Genomic DNA, 19,101 nt, shown 5'->3' on the forward strand with positions numbered 1-19,101 from the left:
ACGGCCGGGCTGCTACCGTGACAGGATTCATCGAACGCCATCCGGCATGGGCGCTGATCCTGCTGATCGCGGTCGCGGTGATGCTGTGGCTGATCCTTGCCGTGTGGCCACCCGGCCTCGAAGAAGCGATCGGCAGGAAGCGGGTCTTTCTCAACGCCGTCTTCAACGGCATCACGCTCGGCAGCCTCTACTTCCTGGTGGCAAGCGGCTTCACCCTGATTTTCGGCCTGATGCGCAACGTCAATCTGGCACATGGCTCGCTCTATCTGTTCGGCGGCTATATTGGCTACGCCATCAGTACCTGGACCGGCTCCTGGGTACTCGGCTTCATCATCGCGTTCATCGGCGTGGCGCTGGTCGGCGTCGTCCTGCAAATCGTCGTTTTCCGCCGCATGGAGGGGCAGGATTTGCGCCAGACCATGGTCACGATCGGGCTCTCGATCGTGTTTGCGGATCTGATGCTGTGGGTATTCGGCGGCGATTTCTATCAGATCCAGACCCCGAACTGGCTGGTTGGCCCGATCGAATTGCCGCTGGTCACCGCGGTCAGATCGTCGGGCGAGGCGGTCTATCTGCGGTACCCAATGGTGCGGCTCGTGATCTTCGCAGCCGCGGTCGTGATCGGCATCGCGATGTGGCTGGCGCTCAACCGAACCCGCGTCGGGATGATGGTGCGCGCCGGCGTCGATGACCGCGACATGCTCGCCGCGACCGGCGTGCCGATCCAGCTCGTCTTCGTCGTCGTGTTCGCGCTCGGCGCAGGCCTTGCCGGCATCGCGGGCGTCGTCGGCGGAACCTTTCAGTCGATTTCGCCCGGCGAAGATACCCGCTTTCTGCTGGCTTCCCTCGTAGTCGTCATTGTCGGAGGCATGGGATCGATCCCCGGTGCGGCGCTGGGCGCCGTCATCATCGGCCTCGCCGAGCAGCTTGGCTCCGTCTACATCCCGACCTACGCGATCGTGGTGACCTTCCTCATCATGGTGCTGGTGCTGGCGCTGCGGCCGCAGGGCCTGTTGGCGAGGCGCTGACATGTCGTTGGTCCAGAGCGCGCATCAGGAGACCAGTCAGCCGGCAGAAGCGGCGCGCGCGACGTTGCTGGCATGGCCGGAATTCAACAAGCCCGCTGTCTGGCTGGTGGCGGCGATCCTCTTGGTCATGCCGTTCATCGCCAGCGGTTTCTTCCTGATCGAGATCTTCGCCACAACGCTGATCCTCGGAACCATCGCCCTCAGCCTGATGTTCCTGGCGGGCTATGGCGGCATGGTCAGCCTGATGCAGCTCACCATCGCCGGCTTTGCCGCCTACATGGTTGCGGTGTTCGGCATGAGCGCCAACACCAATATCAGCCTCGGCTGGCCGTGGTGGCTCGCCACGCCGATGGCGCTGGTGCTCGCGACCATCTTCGGCACGCTCGGCGGCACACTCGCGGTGCGCACCGAGGGCATCTACACCATCATGATCACGCTCGCGATCGGTGCGGCCTTCTACTATTTCACCAACCAGAACTGGCCGATCTTCGGCGGCCACACCGGCATCAACACCATCGCCACGCCGAAATTCTGGGGCGTCGACTGGCGCTCCGACGTCCCCTACTATTACGTCACGCTGGGCGTCGCAGCGTTTTGCTATTTCGCCGTTCAATATGTCTCGCGCGCGCCGTTCGGCCTCGCGCTGCAGGGCGTGCGTGACAATCCCCGCCGCATGGCGGCGCTCGGCTTCAATGTCAACGCGCACCGCGTGGCGGCCTACGCCTTCGCATCCTTTATCGCCGCGCTCGGCGGCGTCCTGCAGGTCTGGAACTACCGGCAGATCTCGCCCGGCTCGGTCAGCGTCGGCGCCTGCATCGATATCCTGATTATTGCCGTGGTCGGCGGCATCACCCGCCCCATTGGCCCCTTCATCGGCGCCTTCATCTTTGTCATCCTGCGCACCTTCGCGCTCGATCTGCTGGTCAAGTTCGGGCTCGACGGCAATCGCTTCCGGTTGCTGATCGGCCTTGGCTTCCTCGCCATCGTGTTCTGGTCGTCAGATGGCGTGATCGGACTCTGGGAGCGGTGGCGCCGCCGCGCAACCGCTACCGACAAACGCCCGGGCGGAGGTCACCGTCATGGATAGCGCCGCGCAACGCTTCTCGGCCGTCGGTTCCGGCGCTGCGCTAGAGCTGCGCGGCGTGACCCGGCTGTTCGGCGCGCTCGCGGCGCTGACCGACGTCACCATCACGGTTCGCCCGGGAGAACGCCGCGCCGTGCTCGGCTCCAACGGCGCCGGCAAGACCACACTATTCAACTGCGTGACCGGCGACTTTCCGCCGTCGTCCGGCACCATCCGCTTCTTCGGCGAGGACATCACTCACTTCCCACCCTATGAGCGTATCAGGCGCGGCCTGCGCCGCACCTACCAGATATCAGCGCTGTTTCCCGGCCTCACCGTGAGGGACAACGTCTATCTCGCCTGCCGCGGCGTTTCCCGCGGGCGCTTCTCTCCGCTGCGTCCGGGCGCGAACGACGCACTGATGCATGCAGCCGAAGCGCTGATCCAGGCGGTGCATCTGACGCCGGTCAGGGAACAGTTGGTCGCGGAACTTGCGCATGGTCAGCAGCGACAGCTCGAGATCGCGCTCGCACTCGCCGGCGCCCCGCGCTTCATCCTGTTCGACGAGCCGGCAGCAGGGCTATCCCCTACCGAGCGGCGCGAACTGGTCGAAATCCTGACGTCCCTGCCCGCCCATATCGGTTACATCATCATCGAGCACGACATGGATGTCGCGCTGCGCGTCGTCGAAAGTGTCACGATGATGCACAACGGCCGTATCTTCAAGGAAGGCCTGCCACACGAGATCGAGGCCGATCCCGAGGTCCAGGAACTGTATCTGGGGGCCGGGCATGAGTGAGATCCGCCGTTCCCCACCTGCCCTCGAAGTCAGGGGCCTCGACGTCTATTACGGTCACTCCCATGCCCTGCAGGGCGTCGATCTGACGCTGGATTCAGGCGTGTTCTCGGTGGTCGGCCGCAACGGCATGGGCAAAACCACCCTGTGCAAGACCATCATGGGTCTGTTGCGGGCGAGCGGCGGCTCGGTTCGCGTTCGCGGCGAGGATGTCACCCGCCTCAGCCCGGCGCGGATCGCGCAGGCAGGTGTCGGCTATGTCCCGCAAGGCAGACGGCTGTGGCGCTCGCTCAGCGTTGCCGAGCATTTGAGCCTCGCCGCCGGGATGCGCCGCGGCGCCTGGACCATCGATCGCATCTACGAGACATTTCCCCGTCTTGCCGAACGCAAGGACCATGGCGGCGCTCAGCTCTCGGGCGGCGAGCAGCAGATGCTGGCGATCTCCCGCGCACTTCTCACCAATCCGCATCTGCTCATCATGGACGAGCCGACCGAAGGCCTTGCGCCTGTCATCGTCGCGCAGGTCGAGGAAATGCTGGTGCGCCTCGGCGAAGACGGTGACATGTCGGTGCTCGTGATCGAGCAGAATATCGGCGTCGCCACCGCGATCTCCAAGAACGTCGCGATCATGGTCAACGGCCGCATCAATCGCATCATCGACTCCGCGCGCCTCGCGGCGGATCGGGAACTGCAACAGCGTCTGCTCGGTGTTGGAGTCGTTGGCGTCCATGCCGAGCCGGGAATGGATCTCGAAGCCGCCGATGCGAGCGCAGGCGCCGAGGCGCGTCCCGCGCCGCCACGCGCCCCGAGCACGGCGCCGATCCGGATCTACATTTCCAACCCCACGCTGCCGACGCGCTGGTCGCAGCCGGCCCCCATTGCGCGCATCGAGGCCGCAGCGCGTACGCTGTCGACGGGCGTTATGCGGATCGAAGACGCTGCCCGGCAAAAGCGTCAGGCCGGCGCCGTCGTACAAAGCGCGTCCGGACCACCCGTCGTGCTTGTCGCCGGCACGCTCGATACCAAAGGCGAGGAACTGCGCTTCATTCGCGACGTGATCGCCGGACAGGGCTTGCGGACGCGGCTGGTCGACGTATCAACCAGCGGCAAGCTCTCCACCTGCGACGTCTCCGCGCAGGAAATCGCGCTGAACCACGGCCGTGGCGGGTCGAGCGTGTTCGGATCCGACCGCGGCGCGTCCGTGACGGCGATGGCGGACGCCTTCGCCAATTGGCTGCGCCGTCAGGGCAATGTCGCAGGCATCATTTCGGCGGGCGGTTCCGGAGGCGCCTCGCTGGTCGCGCCCGCCATGCGCACCCTCCCCGTCGGCGTGCCGAAGCTCATCATCTCCTCCGTCGCGTCGGGAGATGTCGGCCCCTACGTAGGCCCTGCCGATATCACGATGATGTATTCGGTCACCGACGTGCAGGGCCTCAACTCGATCTCGCGTGCCGTGCTTGCGAACGGCGCCAACGCCATCGCCGGGATGGTGAAGGCGCGTCTGGACCGTCAGGCCAGGCCCGAACGCAACGCGCCCGCCGAGTTGCCGGCGGTCGGCATCACCATGTTCGGCGTGACGACACCGGCCGTGCAGAAGATCGCGGCCGAGCTGCGCAACGATTTCGAGTGTCTCGTCTTCCATGCCACCGGCGTTGGCGGCCGCTCGATGGAAAAGCTGGTCGATTCCGGCATGCTCGCCGCCGTCATTGATCTCACGACGACGGAAGTCTGCGATCTGCTGATGGGCGGGGTGTTCCCTGCCACCGACGACCGCTTTGGCGCGATCATCCGCAGCCGCCTGCCCTTCATCGGATCTGCCGGCGCCCTCGACATGGTCAATTTCGGCGCACCCGACACGATCCCCGAGCGCTATCGCCAGCGCAAGTTCCACGTTCACAATCCGCAGGTGACCTTGATGCGCACCACGCCGGAGGAAAACGACCGTATCGGGCGCTGGATCGGCGACAAGCTCAACCGGATGGATGGGCCGGTGCGCTTCTTCCTGCCCGAAGGCGGCGTCTCCGCGCTCGACGCGCCTGGCCAGCCGTTCTGGGATCCGGAAGCGGATGCGGCGCTGTTTACTGCACTGGAGCGCAGCGTGCGCCAGACCAGCAATCGCCAGCTTGTCCGCGTCAAGCGCCACATCAACGAACCCGAATTTGCATCCGCCATCGTCAACGCGCTCCGTCCTCTGGTCGGACGCCCGGGGACCCGTCGGAAAGTCGCGAGGTGACCATGGCGAAGTTCGAACGTTCAGCCATCCTGAAGAAGTTTCGCAACATGGCCGCCAGGGGCGAGCCGATCGTCGGCGGCGGCGCCGGCACCGGCCTGTCCGCCAAATGCGAGGAAGCCGGCGGCGTCGACCTGATTGTCATCTATAATTCCGGCCGTTACCGAATGGCTGGCCGCGGCTCGCTCGCCGGAATGATGCCCTATGGCGATGCCAACGCGATCGTGGTGGAGATGGCCGGAGAAGTGCTCCCGGTCGTCACGAAGACGCCGGTGCTGGCCGGCGTCAACGGCACCGACCCGTTCCGCGACATGGACCTTTTCCTGGATCAGTTGAAGGCGTTGGGTTTTGCCGGCGTGCAGAACTTTCCGACGGTCGGGCTGATCGACGGAGTCTTCCGCGCCAATCTCGAGGAAACCGGAATGTCCTACGCGCTGGAGATCGACATGATCGCCAAAGCGCGCGACAAGGACATGCTGACGACGCCCTATGTGTTCAGCGAGAGCCAGGCGACCGCGATGGCGATCGCCGGCGCCGACATCATCGTCTGCCATCTCGGCCTGACCACCGGCGGCGCGATCGGTGCCCACACCGCGCAGAAGCTCGAAGACTGTCCGGAACGGATCGACACCTGGGCAGCAGCAGCGCTGTGCGTCAATCCGGACATACTGGTTCTGGCCCATGGCGGTCCCATCGCCGAACCTGATGATGCCGACTTCATCATGAAACACACGCGCAAGTGCCACGGCTTCTACGGCGCCTCCTCGATGGAGCGCCTGCCGGTGGAGCGGGCACTGACGGAACAGGTTCGTAAATTCAAGGCGATCGGCGCGCGGTAAACGCCGAGACCAAAGGGAGGAAGAGATGTCGGGGACTCTGGTTGGCGAATTGATTCTCTGGCTGATCGTCGCGATCGTCGTGATCGCCATCGTCGTCTACATCGTGAACTGGCTCTACCACCGTTCGTCGAAAGAAGTGTCTTTCGTCCGCACCGGTCTGCTCGGCGAACGCGTCGTAATCAACGGTGGCGCCTTCGTGCTGCCGTTCATTCACGACTTTACGCCGGTCAACATGAACGTGCTGCCGATGGGGGTCGTGCGGGCCAAGCACGATGCGGTGATCACCCGCGACCGCATGCGTGTCGACATCGAGGCTGACTTTTACGTCCGCGTGCGGGCGACGCGCGAGGCGGTCGCGATCGCCGCCGCCACGCTCGGACGGCGCACGCTCGAACCCGAGCAGTTGCACGCCCTGCTCTCCGGCAAGTTCATCTCTGCGATCCGTTCGGTCGCCGCCGAGATGACCATGGAGCAGATGCACGAGCAGCGCGGCGAGTATGTCATGCGGCTCAAGGCCGCCGCCGCCGAGGCGCTCGCCCAGAACGGGCTTGAGCTGGAGTCGGTCGCCATCACCGATCTCGATCAGACCGACCTGGAATATTTCAATCCGTCAAACCGGTTCGACGCCGAGGGCCTGACCCGCCTGATGGAGGACATCGAGGCCAAGCGCAAGCTGCGCAACGACATCGAACAGGATTCGATGATCAAGATCCGCACCCGCAACCTTGACGCCGAACGCCAGGCGCTCGATATCGAGCGCGAGAGCGAGACCGCCCGCCTCGAACAGGAACGCGACATCGAGATGCGCCGCGCCCTGCAGCGCACCGAAGTGGCGCGCGAGCGCGCATTGCGCGAGACCGAGGCCGAGCAGGCGCAAATTTCCGCCCGAGAAACGATCGAGAAGGCGCGCATCGCCAACGAGCAGGCGATCGCCGAAGCCCGCATCTCCTCCGAACGCGAAACAAGGCACCGCGAGATCGAGCGCACGCGCGCAGTCGAGGAAAGGGAATTGCTGGCGCGCGAGGAAATCGAAAAAGCGAAGATCGCCAATCAGCGTGCGGTCGATACCGCCCGCATCGCCTCTGAGCGTGAAGTGCGGCAGCGCGACATCGAGCGCACGCGGACGATCGAGGAAGCCGAGATCACGGCACGCGAGGCGGTCGAGAAGGCGCGCATTCAGCAGGATCGCTCCGTCACCGATGCGCGGATCTCCAACGAGGAGGAAACCCGAAGGCGGGAGATCGAACGCAACCGCGCGGTCGAGGAAGCCGAAATAGCGGCGCGCGAGGCGACCGAAAAGGCCCGCATCGCCCAGACCACGATCGTCAACGTCGAACGTATCGCCTCCGACGAGCGCACCCGCGCGTTGGAGATTGCGCAGGTTCGCACCATTCAGGAAGCGGAGATCGAGGCGCAGAAGGCGGTGGAAGCGGCGCGGATCGCGCGGGAGCGGATGCTCGCAGCCGAGCGGATCGGCGCCGAGCACGCCACGCGCAAGCTGGAAATCGAGCGCAACCAGGCGCTCGAAGTCGCAGGGATCACCGCGCGCGAGGCGACGGAATCTTCCCGCATCGCCCAGGAAGAGCGCGTTCGCTCGCTCGAAATTGCGCGCAACCGCGCCATCGAGGAGGCCGACATCGCCTCGCGCGAAGCCATCGAGGCCGCGCGCATCGCCCAGGAGAAGGTGATCGCCGCCCAGCGCATCCGGGCCGAGAAGGAAACCAGGGGGCTCGAGATCGACCGCACCGAATCGATCGAGGCCGCCGAACTCAAGCGGCGCGATGCGATCGAGCGGCGGCGCGTCGAGGTCGAGCTGGCGCTCGAAGCCGAACGCATCGCTTCGTCGAAGACCCGCGAGGTGCTCAATATCGACCAGAAGAAGGCGGTCGAGATCGCCGACGAGGAGCGCGTGATTGCGCTTGCCGCCAAGCGTTCTGAGCGGATCGACGCCGACCGGCAGGTCAAGCAGGCCGAGATCAACGCGCGCAAGGAAGTCGAAACCACCGATGTCTCCCGCGAGCAGGCGCTCGAAGCCGCGCGGCTCGCCCGCCGGCGCGCGATCGAGCAACTCGAAGTCGCCCGCGTCCAGGCGCTGCAGGAGGCCGAGATCGCCTCCCGCGAGGAAGTCGAGCGGGCCCGTATCGCCTCCGACCGCGGCCTCGACGAAGCGCGTATCGGCCGCGAGCGCGATCTGCGCAAGCTGGAGGTCAATCGCGAGAAGGACGTCGAGACGGCGCTGATGGAAAAGGCCATCGCCCTTTACCAGAAGTCTCTCGAGGAATCGGCCGCCAAGGTGGCCGCCGAGGATGCGCGCGCGGGGGCGACCGAGGCGGCCGAGCGCGTGGTCACCGCCCGCGACAGCGAGATCGCCAGGCGCCAGAAGACCATCGAGGTGCTGCTGGCGGAGAAGCGGGCCGAGGAAACCCGTATCGGGGCCGACGCCGAGCGCGTCCGCGCCGCCGTCGAGGCCGAGGCGCAGCGGCTGCTCAACGAAGCCGAAAACGTGCTCACCGACCAGGCGCGCTACTCGCTGTTCCGCCGCAAGCTGCTCGACCGCATCGAAGGCATCGTGCGCGAGAGCGTCAAGCCGATGGAGAAGATCGAAGGCATCCGCATCCTTCAGGTGGACGGGCTCAACGGCGGTGGCGGCGGGGGCAATGGCGGCCGCAGCGCCACCGACGAGGTGATCGACTCGGCGCTGCGTTACCGGGTGCAGGCGCCGCTGATCGACTCGCTCCTCGCCGATATCGGCGTCGAGGGCGGGAGCCTTGCCAGGATGCCCGGCCTGATCCGCGAAGCGCGCGACATGCAGGGCATCAAGGAGTCAACGTCACGCAGGAGCAGTCCGGGCAAGCCCGACGCGGCTCCTTCTACCCCGGCCACAGGCGAGCCGCCTGCCGAACGTGGACCGCGCAAGAAAGGCTAAGAGCACACCATGGCCCGGGTCTACATCTCCACCGTCGTCAACGCCCGCAACGACCGCGTCTGGGCGCGGGTGCGCGACTTCAACGGCCTGCCCAACTGGCATCCTGCGATTGCGGAGAGCCGCATCGAGGGCGGCGAGCCCGCCGACAAGATCGGATGCGTGCGCGATTTTCGCCTGCGCAACGGCGACCGCATCCGCGAGAAACTGCTCGGCCTCTCCGACTACGACATGTTCTGCACCTACTCGATCCTGGAGTCGCCGATGGGGGTGGAGAACTACGTAGCGACCCTGCGGCTCACGCCGGTAACCGACGGCGACCAGACCTTTCTCGAATGGACCGCCGAGTTCGATTGCGCGCCCGAGCGCGAGATCGAACTCGTCAACAATATCGGGACCGGCGTGTTTCAGGGCGGCTTTGATGCGCTCAAGCGCGCCTTCGGAGGCTAGCGTGCCGCATATCGTCAAAAGCACCATCCTCGACGCGCCGACCGGCGCGGTTTGGAATGTGCTGCGCGATTTCAACGGCCACGACCGCTGGCACCCCGCGGTGGCCACCAGCACCATCGAGCGTGCGCAGGCGTCGGACAAGATCGGCTGTATCAGACGCTTCAAGCTGCAGGACGGCTCGGAGCTGCGCGAGCAACTGCTGGCGCTGTCGGACCTCGAACAGACCTTCAGCTACTGCCTGCTCGATACGCCGATCCCGATGTTCAACTATGTGGCCCATGTCCGCCTGCTGCCGGTCACCGACGGCGACCGCACCTTCTGGCACTGGGAATCCAGGTTCACCACGCGACCCGCGGATGCCGAGCGGCTGACGCAGATGGTCGCGGAACAGATCTATCAAGCCGGCTTCGATTCCATTCGCCGGCACCTGAGGGAGGCCGCATGAACGCGGAGGCAAAGCCATGCCCGTCACGGTGAAGACATTCGCGAGTTTTGGCGAGGCGGCATCGGCATTGTCGTCCGACCGCAGCGCGCGCTATCTCGGCGGCGGCACGCTGGTGATGCGCGCTCTCAACGAAGGCGACGTCTCGATCTCGACCGTGGTGCGCGCGACCGACCAGGCGCTGGCACGCGTCGATGTGGCGAGTTCGCGGATCACGATCGGGGCCGGCGTCACCTTCTCCAGGATCTTGGCCGAACGCGATCTTGCGTTTCTGCACGCGCCCGCGCGCTCGATCGGCGGGCCGGCGGTGCGCAACATGGGCACGGTGGGCGGCAACCTGTTCGCGCCCAGCCCCTACGGCGACTTCGCCGTGGCGCTGCTGGCGCTCGACGCGACTGTCTCCGTCCAGGGCGGGCTGGGTGCCCGCGACATGGCAATCGAGGAATTCCTGCAATCCCGCGAACGGCAGAGCGGCGCATTGGTGCTGGCCGTCTCCTGTCAGCGCCCCGCGAGCGCCGACGCCTTCCGCTATCGCAAGATCGCCCGTATCAAGCCAAAAGGCGGTTCGGTGATCACGATTGCCGCGCATCTGCCTGTCAGCGGTGGTCGCGTATCCGGTGCCCGCATCGCGCTCGGCTCGATGGCCGCCACGCAAATTCGCGCAAGGGCCGCCGAGCGCGCGCTGGAGGGACGCCCGCTGGACGATGCGGCGATCAGCGCCGCCACCGCAGCCGCCACGGAGGGCGTATCGCCCACAGACAACGCCCTTGGCAGCGCCTGGTATCGCCGCGAGATCGTCGGCGTCCATCTGCGCCGCCTGCTGTCCGGCCTGGAGTAAGCATCATGACCAAGACCCCGCTCCAGTTTCGTCACAATGGCCGCGATGTCGCTGTGTTCGTCGACGGCGGCGTCAATCTCCTGGTCGCGCTTCGCGAATTGATCGGCGACATGACGCCGAAATTCGGCTGCGGCCAGGGCGGCTGCGGCGCCTGCAGCGTGCTGATCGACGGCGAACTCCATCTCTCCTGCCTGACGCTGGCGGAAACCGTGAACGGCCGCTCGATCGAAACGCTCGACGGGCTGAAGGACGGGCCCAATCTGCATCCGCTGCAGCGCGCCTTCATGGAGCAATTCGCGGCGCAGTGCGGATACTGCACGCCGGGCATGCTGATGGCGGCGAAGGCGCTGCTCGATCGCAATCCGTCGCCGACCCGCGCCGAAGTCGTAGAGGCGATTTCGGGCAATATCTGCCGCTGCACCGGCTACGAGCCGATCATCAACGCCGTCCTCGCCGCCGCCACGAGCGGACGCGCCCGCGCCTAAAGGGAACGACCATGCTGGAATTGCGCAAGGACATCTTCGCCGACGAGCGCGACGACAATCTGAAGGAGATCGGAAAGGGCACGCAGCGCCAGGACATGCTCGGCCATGTCACGGGCACCTCGACCTATTTCGACGACCACAAGCTGCAGGGCATGCTCCATCTTAAAGTACTACGCAGCCCGCACGCCCATGCTCGCCTGCGCCGCATCGACACGATGGAAGCGGAACGTTCGCCCGGCGTGCGCCGCATCATTCGCGGGGCCGACGTTCCAATCAATCTCAACACGCTCCTCAGCCTGATCAATTTCGGCAAGGACGACGAGCCGTCGCTCGCCGTCGACAAGGTGCGCTACAAGGGCGAGCCGATCGTGGCTATCGTCGCCGACAGTCCGCGGGAGGCGTATGAGGCGCTCGCCAAAGTGCGGGTCGATTACGAGCCGCTGCCCGCGGTGTTCGACGTCGAGGAAGCGCTAAAGCCGGGCGCGCCCGTCGTCAACGAGGTCTATCCCAAGAACACCTTCATCTATCACGATATCTACGATCATCAGAAGCTGCGGTTCGGCGACGTCGAGCGCGGCCTCGCCGAGGCCGATCATGTGCTCGAACAGGGTTACCAGATGTCGCCGATCGAGCATGCGCCGACCGAGACCAATGGCTCGATTGCGGCGCCCGATACCAACGGTCGCTACGTCGTCTACACCTCGACGCAGGCTTTGTTCTTCTCGCTCGATACCTGCGCAAAAATCCTCGACGTACCCTCCAACACCTTCCACTTCATTGGCGGAACCGTAGGCGGCGGTTTCGGCGGCAAGGTGGACACGCTCACCGAACCGCTCGCCATTCTCGGCGCGATGCTGACCGGGCGTCCGGTGCGCTATCAGCTCGGCCGCGAGGAGGAGATGCAGTTCGGCTCGCCGCGCGGCGCCGAACGCATCTACATCAAGGACGGCGTGATGCGCGACGGACGCATCGTCGCGCGCAAGATTCGCGCCTATTTCGACAGCGGCGCCTATACCCGGCTCTCAAGCTACGCCGTGGTCAAATGCGCGGCGCACCTGCCCGGGCCCTATACGATCCCCAACGTCCATGGCGATATCTACTGCGTGTTCACCAACCGGACGCCCGCGACCGCCATGCGCGGCTTCGGCGTCACGGCGATGGACTTTGCGCTCGAATGCCAGATGGACAAGCTCGCCCATCTCGTCGGCATCGACCCGATGGAGTTTCGGATTCTCAACGCCTATCGCGACGGCGACATGAAGGCGCACCGGCGCGAGGCGAAGAACACCGCGCTGATCGAATGCGTCCAGGTCGCCGCGGAAAAGGCCAAGTGGCCGCTTCGCGAAGAGGTCAAGCGCATGTCCTCGCGCAAGGACGGCGGCGGCAGCCGGGCGACGATATCGCCGACGCCGCTCGAACCTGTCCCCCAACGCGCTGCGGCTGTGCAGCAGCGAACCACTTACGATCGCGCGCCCGCTGCAACGACCCAGCAACCGCCGCCCGCGCCGACACCGCCCCCTCCCCCGCGACCGCAGGCTCCATCGCCCTCGCATGGCGCCACCCGCTTCTCTTCCGTCTTCGGCACCAGGAGACGCTGACCATGGCAAAGCATCGTGGACGCGGCATCGCCTCGATCAACTATCCCATCGGCATGAATCTCGGCGGCGACCCCAGCCAGGCGCTGGTTCATTCCAACCCCAGCGGCAAGTTCACGGTATCGTTGTCGTCGATCGATCTCGGCCAGGGCATGAAATCGGTGACGCGGCAGATCTGTGCGGAGACGCTAGGCGTGCCGGTCGAAGACGTCTATGTCGATACTGCGGATTCCGACACCGGGCCGCACTGCATGGGCTCGTTCGCGTCGCGCGGCACGCATCGCGTCGGCAATGCTGTCATGGCGGCGGCCAAAGAGGCGCGCGGTGTGATGATGGAAGCGGCCGCCGAGGAGCTGGAGGTCAACGCCGCCGATCTCGATACCGACGGGCGCGGCAACATCCACGTCAAGGGCGCGCCGCACCGCTCGATCTCCACCAAGGACGTCGCGATCGCCGCGCAATTCAAGCAAGGCAAGACGATATCGGGACGCGGCATCTTTCTGGTGCCGCTTTCCGAGGTCAATCCCGAAACCGGCGAGATGTCACCCGCCACCTGCTACGCGCATGCATGCCTGGTCGCCGAGGTCGAGGTGGACGATGAGACCGGTGAAGTCGCGATGGTGCGCATGGACAGTGCGTATGAACTCGGCCGCGCGCTCAATCCGCGGTTGGTGGAGCAGCAACTCGTCGGCGGCGCGTGGATGGGGATCAGCCACGCGCTGTTTGAAACGCCCGAGCCTTATTATCCCGACCCCGCTCACGGCCCGCGCGACTTCGTCGAATATCTGATGCCCGGCCCCGGCGACGTCTGCCCGCACGATATCGCGGTGCTGGAACGCCCCGCCGCCGACGGGCCGTTCGGAGCCAAAGGACCCGGGGAGATGTGCGCAAATCCGGTGCTGCCCGCGGTCGCCAATGCCATCTTCAATGCCGTCGGCGTACGGATGGATGAACTGCCGATCACGCCGGAAAAAGTCTTGCGGGCGATCAAGGCGCAGGGCGGCGCGCGGCCGCAGGCGAAGCGCTGAGGTCTTTCCATGGTGGTACGCGGCAACATCGTCGGCATCGACAGCCCGGAGGCGCTCGAACGGGCGTTGCGGACGGCATATTATTTGGCAGACGAAGGCCTCGCGACGGCTGCGTATCTCGGGCTTGCGCTCGGCAAGCCACTGCTGCTGGAAGGCGCGCCGGGCGTCGGCAAGACCGAAGCCGCAAAAGCCATCGCCGCCGTGCTCGGCCGCCGCCTGATCCGCCTGCAATGCTATGAGGGCATCGACGCATCAGCCGCGCTCTACGAGTGGAACTATCCGCGCCAGATGCTCGCGATTCGCCAGGCCGGCGAGGAAACGATCGACATCTATGGCGAGACTTTTCTGATCGAGCGGCCGATGCTTGCTTCCTTGCGCGCGCCTGATTCCACCGTCCTGCTGATCGATGAAATCGACCGTGCCGACCAGGAGTTCGAGGCGTTCCTGCTCGAATTCCTCTCCGACTTCCAGATCTCCATTCCTGAGCGCGGCACGGTCCGCGCCACCGAGCGCCCCGTCGTCGTGCTGACCTCGAACCGCACCCGCGACCTGCACGAAGCGCTGCGCCGCCGCTGCGTCTATCATTGGATCGAATACCCCACCGCCGAGCGCGAGGCGCGCATCGTGATGATGCGGGCATCGAGCGTCGCCGAAGCAACCGCACGCGCCGTCGTCGCCGCTGTCGGGCGGCTGCGGCGCGAGCCGCTGAGCAAGGCGCCGGGCATTGCGGAAGCCGTGGACTGGGCCGAAGCGGCCACGCTGCTGCACGAGCGCGGCGCGCGTTGGCCCGACGCGTTCAAGCGCTCGATCGGCGTTGCGCTGAAGGATGAGGAGGACCTCACCTTCATCTCCGGCCGGCTCGACGCCCTCATTGCGGAGGCTGCCGCGTGAGCGATGAACTTCAGCTACCGCGCGCTATCCGCGTGTTCGTGTCCTTTGTTGCGCTGCTGCGCGCCAACGGCTTTGCCGTGGCGCCGGAACAAACGACGGCGTATCTCGCCGCCATCGAGCTACTGGGGCCGCGCAGCATGGAGGCCATCCGCCTCGCGGGATTGGCGACGCTCGCCCCGCCGCCCGAGCGGCGCGCCACCTACGACCGGCTGTTCGACATCCATTTCCTCGGCAGCGAAGCGGTGGATCGCGCGGGCGCGGAAGATGAGGAAGTGGTTCGCCTGCAGGAGGAAGGTCGCGGGGAAGACGAAACGCTGCTGGCGGATGAGGCCAACGAATCAGGACTTGCCGCGGCCCGCGCCGAGGCACTGGTCGAGCGCCGCTTCGCGGCAAGCGCGACTGGCGATGCGTTGCGAAAGCTTTCGCGCGAGGCACCCGCGCGCCTGCCACGGCGACGAGGCCACCGGCGCATGCGCGCCCGCCGTGGGCCGTGGGCGGATCTTCGCCGTACCTTGCGCGAGAGCGTGCGCAACGACGGCGAGGTGCTGCGGCTCGGACGGCTGAGACGGCGCACCCGCCCGCGTAAGGTTTTGTTGCTGATCGACGTCTCCGGTTCGATGAAGGGCCGCACCGACGACAATATGAAGCTGGCGCATGCGCTGTCGCACGCAGCTCCCAATGTCGAGGTGTTCACCTTCGGCACCCGTCTCACCCGCGTCACTCGCGCGCTCCGTCTCAAGCGCCGCGAGCAGGCGCTGTCTGCCGCCGCCCATCTGGTCAGCGATTGGGACGGCGGCACCCGGATCGGCGATGCGTTGCAGGCCTTCCTGGCGGTGCCCCGGTTCGGCAGCTATGCGCGAGGCGCCGCGGTCGTCATCGTCTCCGACGGACTGGAACGCGGCGATCCCTCTGCCTTGCGTGATGCCGTTGCAAAATTATCTCGACGCGCCTGGCGCCTGAGCTGGCTGACGCCGCTCGCCGCCGGTCCCAGCTTTCAGCCGCAGACCGAAGCGCTGATCGCGATCCGCCGCTTCGTGGATGATCTGGTCGACGGCGGATCCACCGCCGCGATCGTTTCGCATGTGCTCTCGCTCGGACAAAGGAAGGCCGCGTGACCGAAATCGTCGATGCCCATCATCATATCTGGCGTCAGGCCGACCTGCCCTGGTTGAGCGGCCCGATGCAGCCGCGGATCTTTGGCCCCTACGAGCCGATCCGGCGCGACTATCCGATCCAGGAATATCTCGATGATCTCGCAGGCTCCGACGTAGCGCGCTCGGTCTATGTGCAGACCAACTGGACCAATGACCGCTTCGAGGACGAGACCGCCTGGGTGCAGGAAACCGCTGATAACCACGGCTGGCCGCACGCCATCGTCTCCTATGCCGACTTCAACGTCGATGACGTTCGCCCGCAACTGGATCGTCTCGCGCGCTATCCGCTGGTGCGCGGCGTGCGCATGCAACTGCACTGGCACGAAAACCCGCTCTATCGCTTTGCGGCGCAGCCTGACCTCTGCGCCGATCCAACTATCCGCCGCAACGTCGCCCGGCTCGCCGAGTATGACTTCAGCTTCGACCTCCAGGTGTTCGCGCCGCAGATGGTCGACGCCGCAGGCCTCGCCGAAGCCTGCCCCGATGTGACCTTCATCCTGCAGCACGCCGGCATGCTGGAAGACCTTTCGCCGCAGGGCCGAGCCGCCTGGCGCGCCGGCATGAGCCGGCTTGCGGCCTGCCCGAATGTCGTTTCAAAACTTTCCGGCCTCGGCACCTTCATTCACCGCAACGACCCCGCGCATGTAGCCGGTGTTCTCACCGACACGGTCGCGATCTTCGGCGCCGAGCGCTGCCTGTTCGGCTCGAACTTCCCGATCGAAAAGCTTTGGACGACCTATCGCGAACTGGTCGATGCCTATCTCGCCGCGACTACCTCGCTTCGAGCGGACCAACGCGATGCCGTTCTGCGAACGACAGCCTCGCGCGTCTACCGGCTTGACCGATGACGGCGCACGCGGATCCGCCGATGAAAAGAATGTGGGAGGGAGCATATGCCGCTTGAAATCAAGATCCTGGACTATGGGGATATCGAACTGGAATCGAGCTTTCTGGTGCTCGGCCGCGATTGCGGCCGGACCCGCCGTGTCCTGACGCTGGGTTTTCTGATCGTCGGCGGTCCCTATCCTGTCGTGGTCGATACCGGCTATCGCTCCAACCAGATCATGGAAACGCTGGGCATGCGCGGGCTTCAATTCCACGAGAACATGATCGAGAACCAGCTCGCGCGCCACGGCGTGCGCATGGGCGACGTCCGCTACGTCTGCCACACCCACCTGCATATCGACCACGCCGGCAAGGACGACCTGTTTCCCATGAACACCACGGTCGTGCTCAACCGCAAGGAACTGGAATATTCCGTCTCCGGCCTGATGCATCCGCAATATCCGGCGCCCGACATCAAGCACCTGATCGACCGCCTGCACACCAAGAGCGCGCTGCGCTTCCTCGATCTCGAGCTCACCGGCCCTGTCGAATTGATGCCGGGCGTCTATTGCGACGCCGCCAACGCCCATACCGAAGGCTCGATGAACATCCACGTTCATACCGCCGACGGCATCGCCACCATCTGCGGCGACGTGATCTACGACATCAACGACCAGATCGTCACGCCCTTCAACGAGATCCACGACGCCGAACCGCGCACGACGGGCAATCACGGCACCAGCAAGCGGGCGGAGAAGGCCGCGATCAAAAAACTCCTGAGCAATTCGCGCTATTTGCTCCCGGTCCACGACCGGCCGGCCAAGGTCGAAGGCGGCATGGTGGTCGGCCGGCTGCACGATCAGGTACCCGGCCCTGTGGTTCAGAGCCTGCCGCAGCGCAACTGGTTCCCGGCCTGAGCGCTGAAAGGACGGACCGATGACGCACGTCACGCTGCGCCCGGAATTCGAAACCCTGATCGACCCCTACGCACCGGTCGGCCAGGTAGGTACGGGTTTTGATTTCACGGAGGGGCCGATCTGGCATCCGGTCCATCACTATCTGCTGTTTTCGGATATGCCCGCCGACGTGCGCCGGCGATGGGATGCCAAGCGCGGCGTCGTCGAGGTCAAGCGCCCTTCGAACAAATGCAACGGCATGACCTATGACGCAGAGCTCAACCTGATCGTCTGCGAGCATGCCACCTCGTCGTTGATCCGCGAACGCCCCGACGGAAGGCGCGAGGTGATTGCCTCGCATTTCGAGAATCAGGAGCTCAACAGCCCGAACGATGTCTGTGTGCATTCCAGCGGCGCGATCTACTTCAGCGACCCCTGGTACGGCCGCATGCCGGTCTACGGCGTCGAGCGGCCACGTCAGCTCGGCTTCCAGGGCGTTTACCGCGTCCCGCCGGGCGGCCGTCCGCCGAAACTCGTGGTCGACCGCCATCTCTTCGACCAGCCCAACGGCCTCTGCTTCTCGCCCGATGAACGTCTGCTCTACGTCAACGATACCACGCAGGCGCTGATCCGCGCCTTCGACGTCGAGGCCGATGGTTCGCTTTCCAATGCGCGAATCTTCGCCAGCGGCATCCGCTCCGAGCTCGAGCCCGGCCTGCCCGACGGCATGAAGTGCGACCAGCGCGGCAATATCTGGGTCACCGCGCCCGGCGGCGTCTGGGTCTATTCCCCCGCCGGCGAATTGCTCGGCAAGGTGCGCGTTCCCGAGCTCGTCGCCAATCTCACCTGGGGCAGCGCTGATTTCCGCACGCTCTATCTGACCGCCACCCACTCGGTCTATGCGATCCCGGTCAAAGCCGGGCCGCACCACGAACCCTATATGAGCGGCCGCGCTTCGACCGGCCCCGATACCTCATCCGCGCAGCCCGCCTCGCCTCAACTTACCGGCGGCGACATGCAGCTTGATCCGCGGCGCTGCGCGATGATCATTCAGGATCTGCAGAACGATGTGATCATGGAGGGCGGCGCGTTCGCCGATTCCGGCTCGCCCGGCCATGCACGCCAGCAGCGGGTGGTCGACAACGTCCGCCGCCTCTCAGAAGCCGCGCGGGCGCGCGGCGTCGTCATCATCCATGTCTGGTTCATCGTCGAACCCGGCGCGCCCGGCGTCACGCTCAACGCACCGTTGTTCGAAGGCCTGGTCGACAGCGGCGCAATGGTGCGCGGAAGTTGGGGTGCGGCGCCGGTCTCGGGACTGGAGCCCCGCGCCGGCGACTTCATCGTCGAGAAGATGCGCATGAGCGCCTGGGAAGGCACAAGGCTGGAGACCATCCTGAAGGCGACCGGCCGCGACATGATCATCAATACCGGCGCCTGGACCAACATGTCGATCGAGCACACCGCCCGCACCGGTGCCGACAAGGGCTACTTCATGATCGTCCCTGAAGACTGTTGCTCGACGATGAACGCGGACTGGCACAACGCCTCCATCAACTTTGCGATGCAGAACGTCGCCGTCGTCACCAACGCCGATGCGGTCATCAGGGGATTGGGATGA

The 19,101-nt window shown here is 65.6% G+C and carries 17 protein-coding genes; all 17 read left to right on the plus strand.

The features are described from left to right. Positions 1-17: 17 nt before the first annotated feature. The 17 genes from V1279_RS26805 to V1279_RS26885 are packed head-to-tail and all read left to right on the plus strand — an operon-like array spanning position 18 to position 19,101. Positions 18-1,028, plus strand: coding sequence for a branched-chain amino acid ABC transporter permease (locus V1279_RS26805; RefSeq protein WP_334442081.1), 1,011 nt, complete (start codon positions 18-20; stop codon positions 1,026-1,028). Position 1,029: 1 nt separating this feature from the next. Beyond that, positions 1,030-2,115 carry a branched-chain amino acid ABC transporter permease gene (locus V1279_RS26810; RefSeq protein WP_334442083.1) on the plus strand — a complete coding sequence of 362 codons (1,086 nt, stop codon included), beginning with the start codon at positions 1,030-1,032 and terminating at the stop codon, positions 2,113-2,115. After that, positions 2,108-2,890, plus strand: coding sequence for an ABC transporter ATP-binding protein (locus tag V1279_RS26815; protein WP_334442085.1), 783 nt, complete (start codon positions 2,108-2,110; stop codon positions 2,888-2,890). Before V1279_RS26810 ends, V1279_RS26815 begins: the two co-directional genes overlap by 8 nt. Next, entirely contained in the window at positions 2,883-5,120 is a 2,238-nt protein-coding gene (locus V1279_RS26820; protein WP_334442088.1) for an ABC transporter permease, read from the plus strand. The genes V1279_RS26815 and V1279_RS26820 overlap by 8 nt, the downstream gene beginning before the upstream one ends. Positions 5,121-5,122: 2 nt before the next feature. After that, positions 5,123-5,956: a phosphoenolpyruvate hydrolase family protein gene (locus V1279_RS26825; protein WP_334442091.1), complete on the plus strand. Its 834-nt coding sequence runs from the start codon at positions 5,123-5,125 to the stop codon at positions 5,954-5,956. Between the two features lie 25 nt (positions 5,957-5,981). Next, positions 5,982-8,882: a flotillin family protein gene (locus V1279_RS26830; RefSeq protein ID WP_334442093.1), complete on the plus strand. Its 2,901-nt coding sequence runs from the start codon at positions 5,982-5,984 to the stop codon at positions 8,880-8,882. A 9-nt stretch (positions 8,883-8,891) separates the two neighbouring features. Beyond that, the gene (locus tag V1279_RS26835) at positions 8,892-9,329 is read left to right on the plus strand and encodes an SRPBCC family protein (RefSeq protein ID WP_334442096.1); all 438 of its coding nucleotides are present in this window, start codon (positions 8,892-8,894) and stop codon (positions 9,327-9,329) included. Between the two features lies 1 nt (position 9,330). Next, a complete protein-coding gene (locus V1279_RS26840) occupies positions 9,331-9,774 on the plus strand; it encodes an SRPBCC family protein (RefSeq protein WP_334442097.1) in 444 nt (147 codons plus the stop codon). A 16-nt stretch (positions 9,775-9,790) separates the two neighbouring features. After that, on the plus strand, positions 9,791-10,609 hold the full coding sequence (locus tag V1279_RS26845) for an FAD binding domain-containing protein (RefSeq protein WP_334442098.1): 819 nt from the start codon (positions 9,791-9,793) through the stop codon (positions 10,607-10,609). Positions 10,610-10,614: 5 nt separating this feature from the next. Next, positions 10,615-11,094 (plus strand): (2Fe-2S)-binding protein, encoded by a 480-nt coding sequence (locus tag V1279_RS26850; RefSeq protein ID WP_334442101.1) that lies wholly within the window; start codon positions 10,615-10,617, stop codon positions 11,092-11,094. A gap of 11 nt (positions 11,095-11,105) precedes the next feature. After that, a complete protein-coding gene (locus tag V1279_RS26855) occupies positions 11,106-12,692 on the plus strand; it encodes a xanthine dehydrogenase family protein molybdopterin-binding subunit (protein ID WP_334442103.1) in 1,587 nt (528 codons plus the stop codon). Positions 12,693-12,694: 2 nt separating this feature from the next. Next, entirely contained in the window at positions 12,695-13,717 is a 1,023-nt protein-coding gene (locus V1279_RS26860; protein WP_334442106.1) for a xanthine dehydrogenase family protein molybdopterin-binding subunit, read from the plus strand. A 9-nt stretch (positions 13,718-13,726) separates the two neighbouring features. Next, the gene (locus V1279_RS26865; protein ID WP_334442109.1) at positions 13,727-14,608 is read left to right on the plus strand and encodes an AAA family ATPase; all 882 of its coding nucleotides are present in this window, start codon (positions 13,727-13,729) and stop codon (positions 14,606-14,608) included. Continuing rightward, positions 14,605-15,723: a VWA domain-containing protein gene (locus V1279_RS26870; RefSeq protein ID WP_334442112.1), complete on the plus strand. Its 1,119-nt coding sequence runs from the start codon at positions 14,605-14,607 to the stop codon at positions 15,721-15,723. The genes V1279_RS26865 and V1279_RS26870 overlap by 4 nt, the downstream gene beginning before the upstream one ends. Continuing rightward, positions 15,720-16,610, plus strand: coding sequence for an amidohydrolase family protein (locus tag V1279_RS26875; protein WP_334442114.1), 891 nt, complete (start codon positions 15,720-15,722; stop codon positions 16,608-16,610). The genes V1279_RS26870 and V1279_RS26875 overlap by 4 nt, the downstream gene beginning before the upstream one ends. 45 nt (positions 16,611-16,655) lie before the next feature. Next, a complete protein-coding gene (locus tag V1279_RS26880) occupies positions 16,656-17,504 on the plus strand; it encodes an MBL fold metallo-hydrolase (protein ID WP_334442116.1) in 849 nt (282 codons plus the stop codon). A 19-nt stretch (positions 17,505-17,523) separates the two neighbouring features. Beyond that, a complete protein-coding gene (locus V1279_RS26885) occupies positions 17,524-19,101 on the plus strand; it encodes an isochorismatase family protein (protein ID WP_334442118.1) in 1,578 nt (525 codons plus the stop codon).

This window comes from Bradyrhizobium sp. AZCC 1610, from assembly GCF_036924515.1.
Classification (GTDB): domain Bacteria; phylum Pseudomonadota; class Alphaproteobacteria; order Rhizobiales; family Xanthobacteraceae; genus Bradyrhizobium.

Coding starts and splice junctions, on each gene's coding strand:
- V1279_RS26810 (WP_334442083.1), top strand. CDS start 1,030: ATGTCGTTGGTCCAGAGCGCGCATCAGGAGACCAGTCAGCCGGCAGAA.
- V1279_RS26815 (WP_334442085.1), top strand. CDS start 2,108: ATGGATAGCGCCGCGCAACGCTTCTCGGCCGTCGGTTCCGGCGCTGCG.
- V1279_RS26820 (WP_334442088.1), top strand. CDS start 2,883: ATGAGTGAGATCCGCCGTTCCCCACCTGCCCTCGAAGTCAGGGGCCTC.
- V1279_RS26825 (WP_334442091.1), top strand. CDS start 5,123: ATGGCGAAGTTCGAACGTTCAGCCATCCTGAAGAAGTTTCGCAACATG.
- V1279_RS26830 (WP_334442093.1), top strand. CDS start 5,982: ATGTCGGGGACTCTGGTTGGCGAATTGATTCTCTGGCTGATCGTCGCG.
- V1279_RS26835 (WP_334442096.1), top strand. CDS start 8,892: ATGGCCCGGGTCTACATCTCCACCGTCGTCAACGCCCGCAACGACCGC.
- V1279_RS26845 (WP_334442098.1), top strand. CDS start 9,791: ATGCCCGTCACGGTGAAGACATTCGCGAGTTTTGGCGAGGCGGCATCG.
- V1279_RS26850 (WP_334442101.1), top strand. CDS start 10,615: ATGACCAAGACCCCGCTCCAGTTTCGTCACAATGGCCGCGATGTCGCT.
- V1279_RS26855 (WP_334442103.1), top strand. CDS start 11,106: ATGCTGGAATTGCGCAAGGACATCTTCGCCGACGAGCGCGACGACAAT.
- V1279_RS26860 (WP_334442106.1), top strand. CDS start 12,695: ATGGCAAAGCATCGTGGACGCGGCATCGCCTCGATCAACTATCCCATC.
- V1279_RS26865 (WP_334442109.1), top strand. CDS start 13,727: ATGGTGGTACGCGGCAACATCGTCGGCATCGACAGCCCGGAGGCGCTC.
- V1279_RS26880 (WP_334442116.1), top strand. CDS start 16,656: ATGCCGCTTGAAATCAAGATCCTGGACTATGGGGATATCGAACTGGAA.
- V1279_RS26885 (WP_334442118.1), top strand. CDS start 17,524: ATGACGCACGTCACGCTGCGCCCGGAATTCGAAACCCTGATCGACCCC.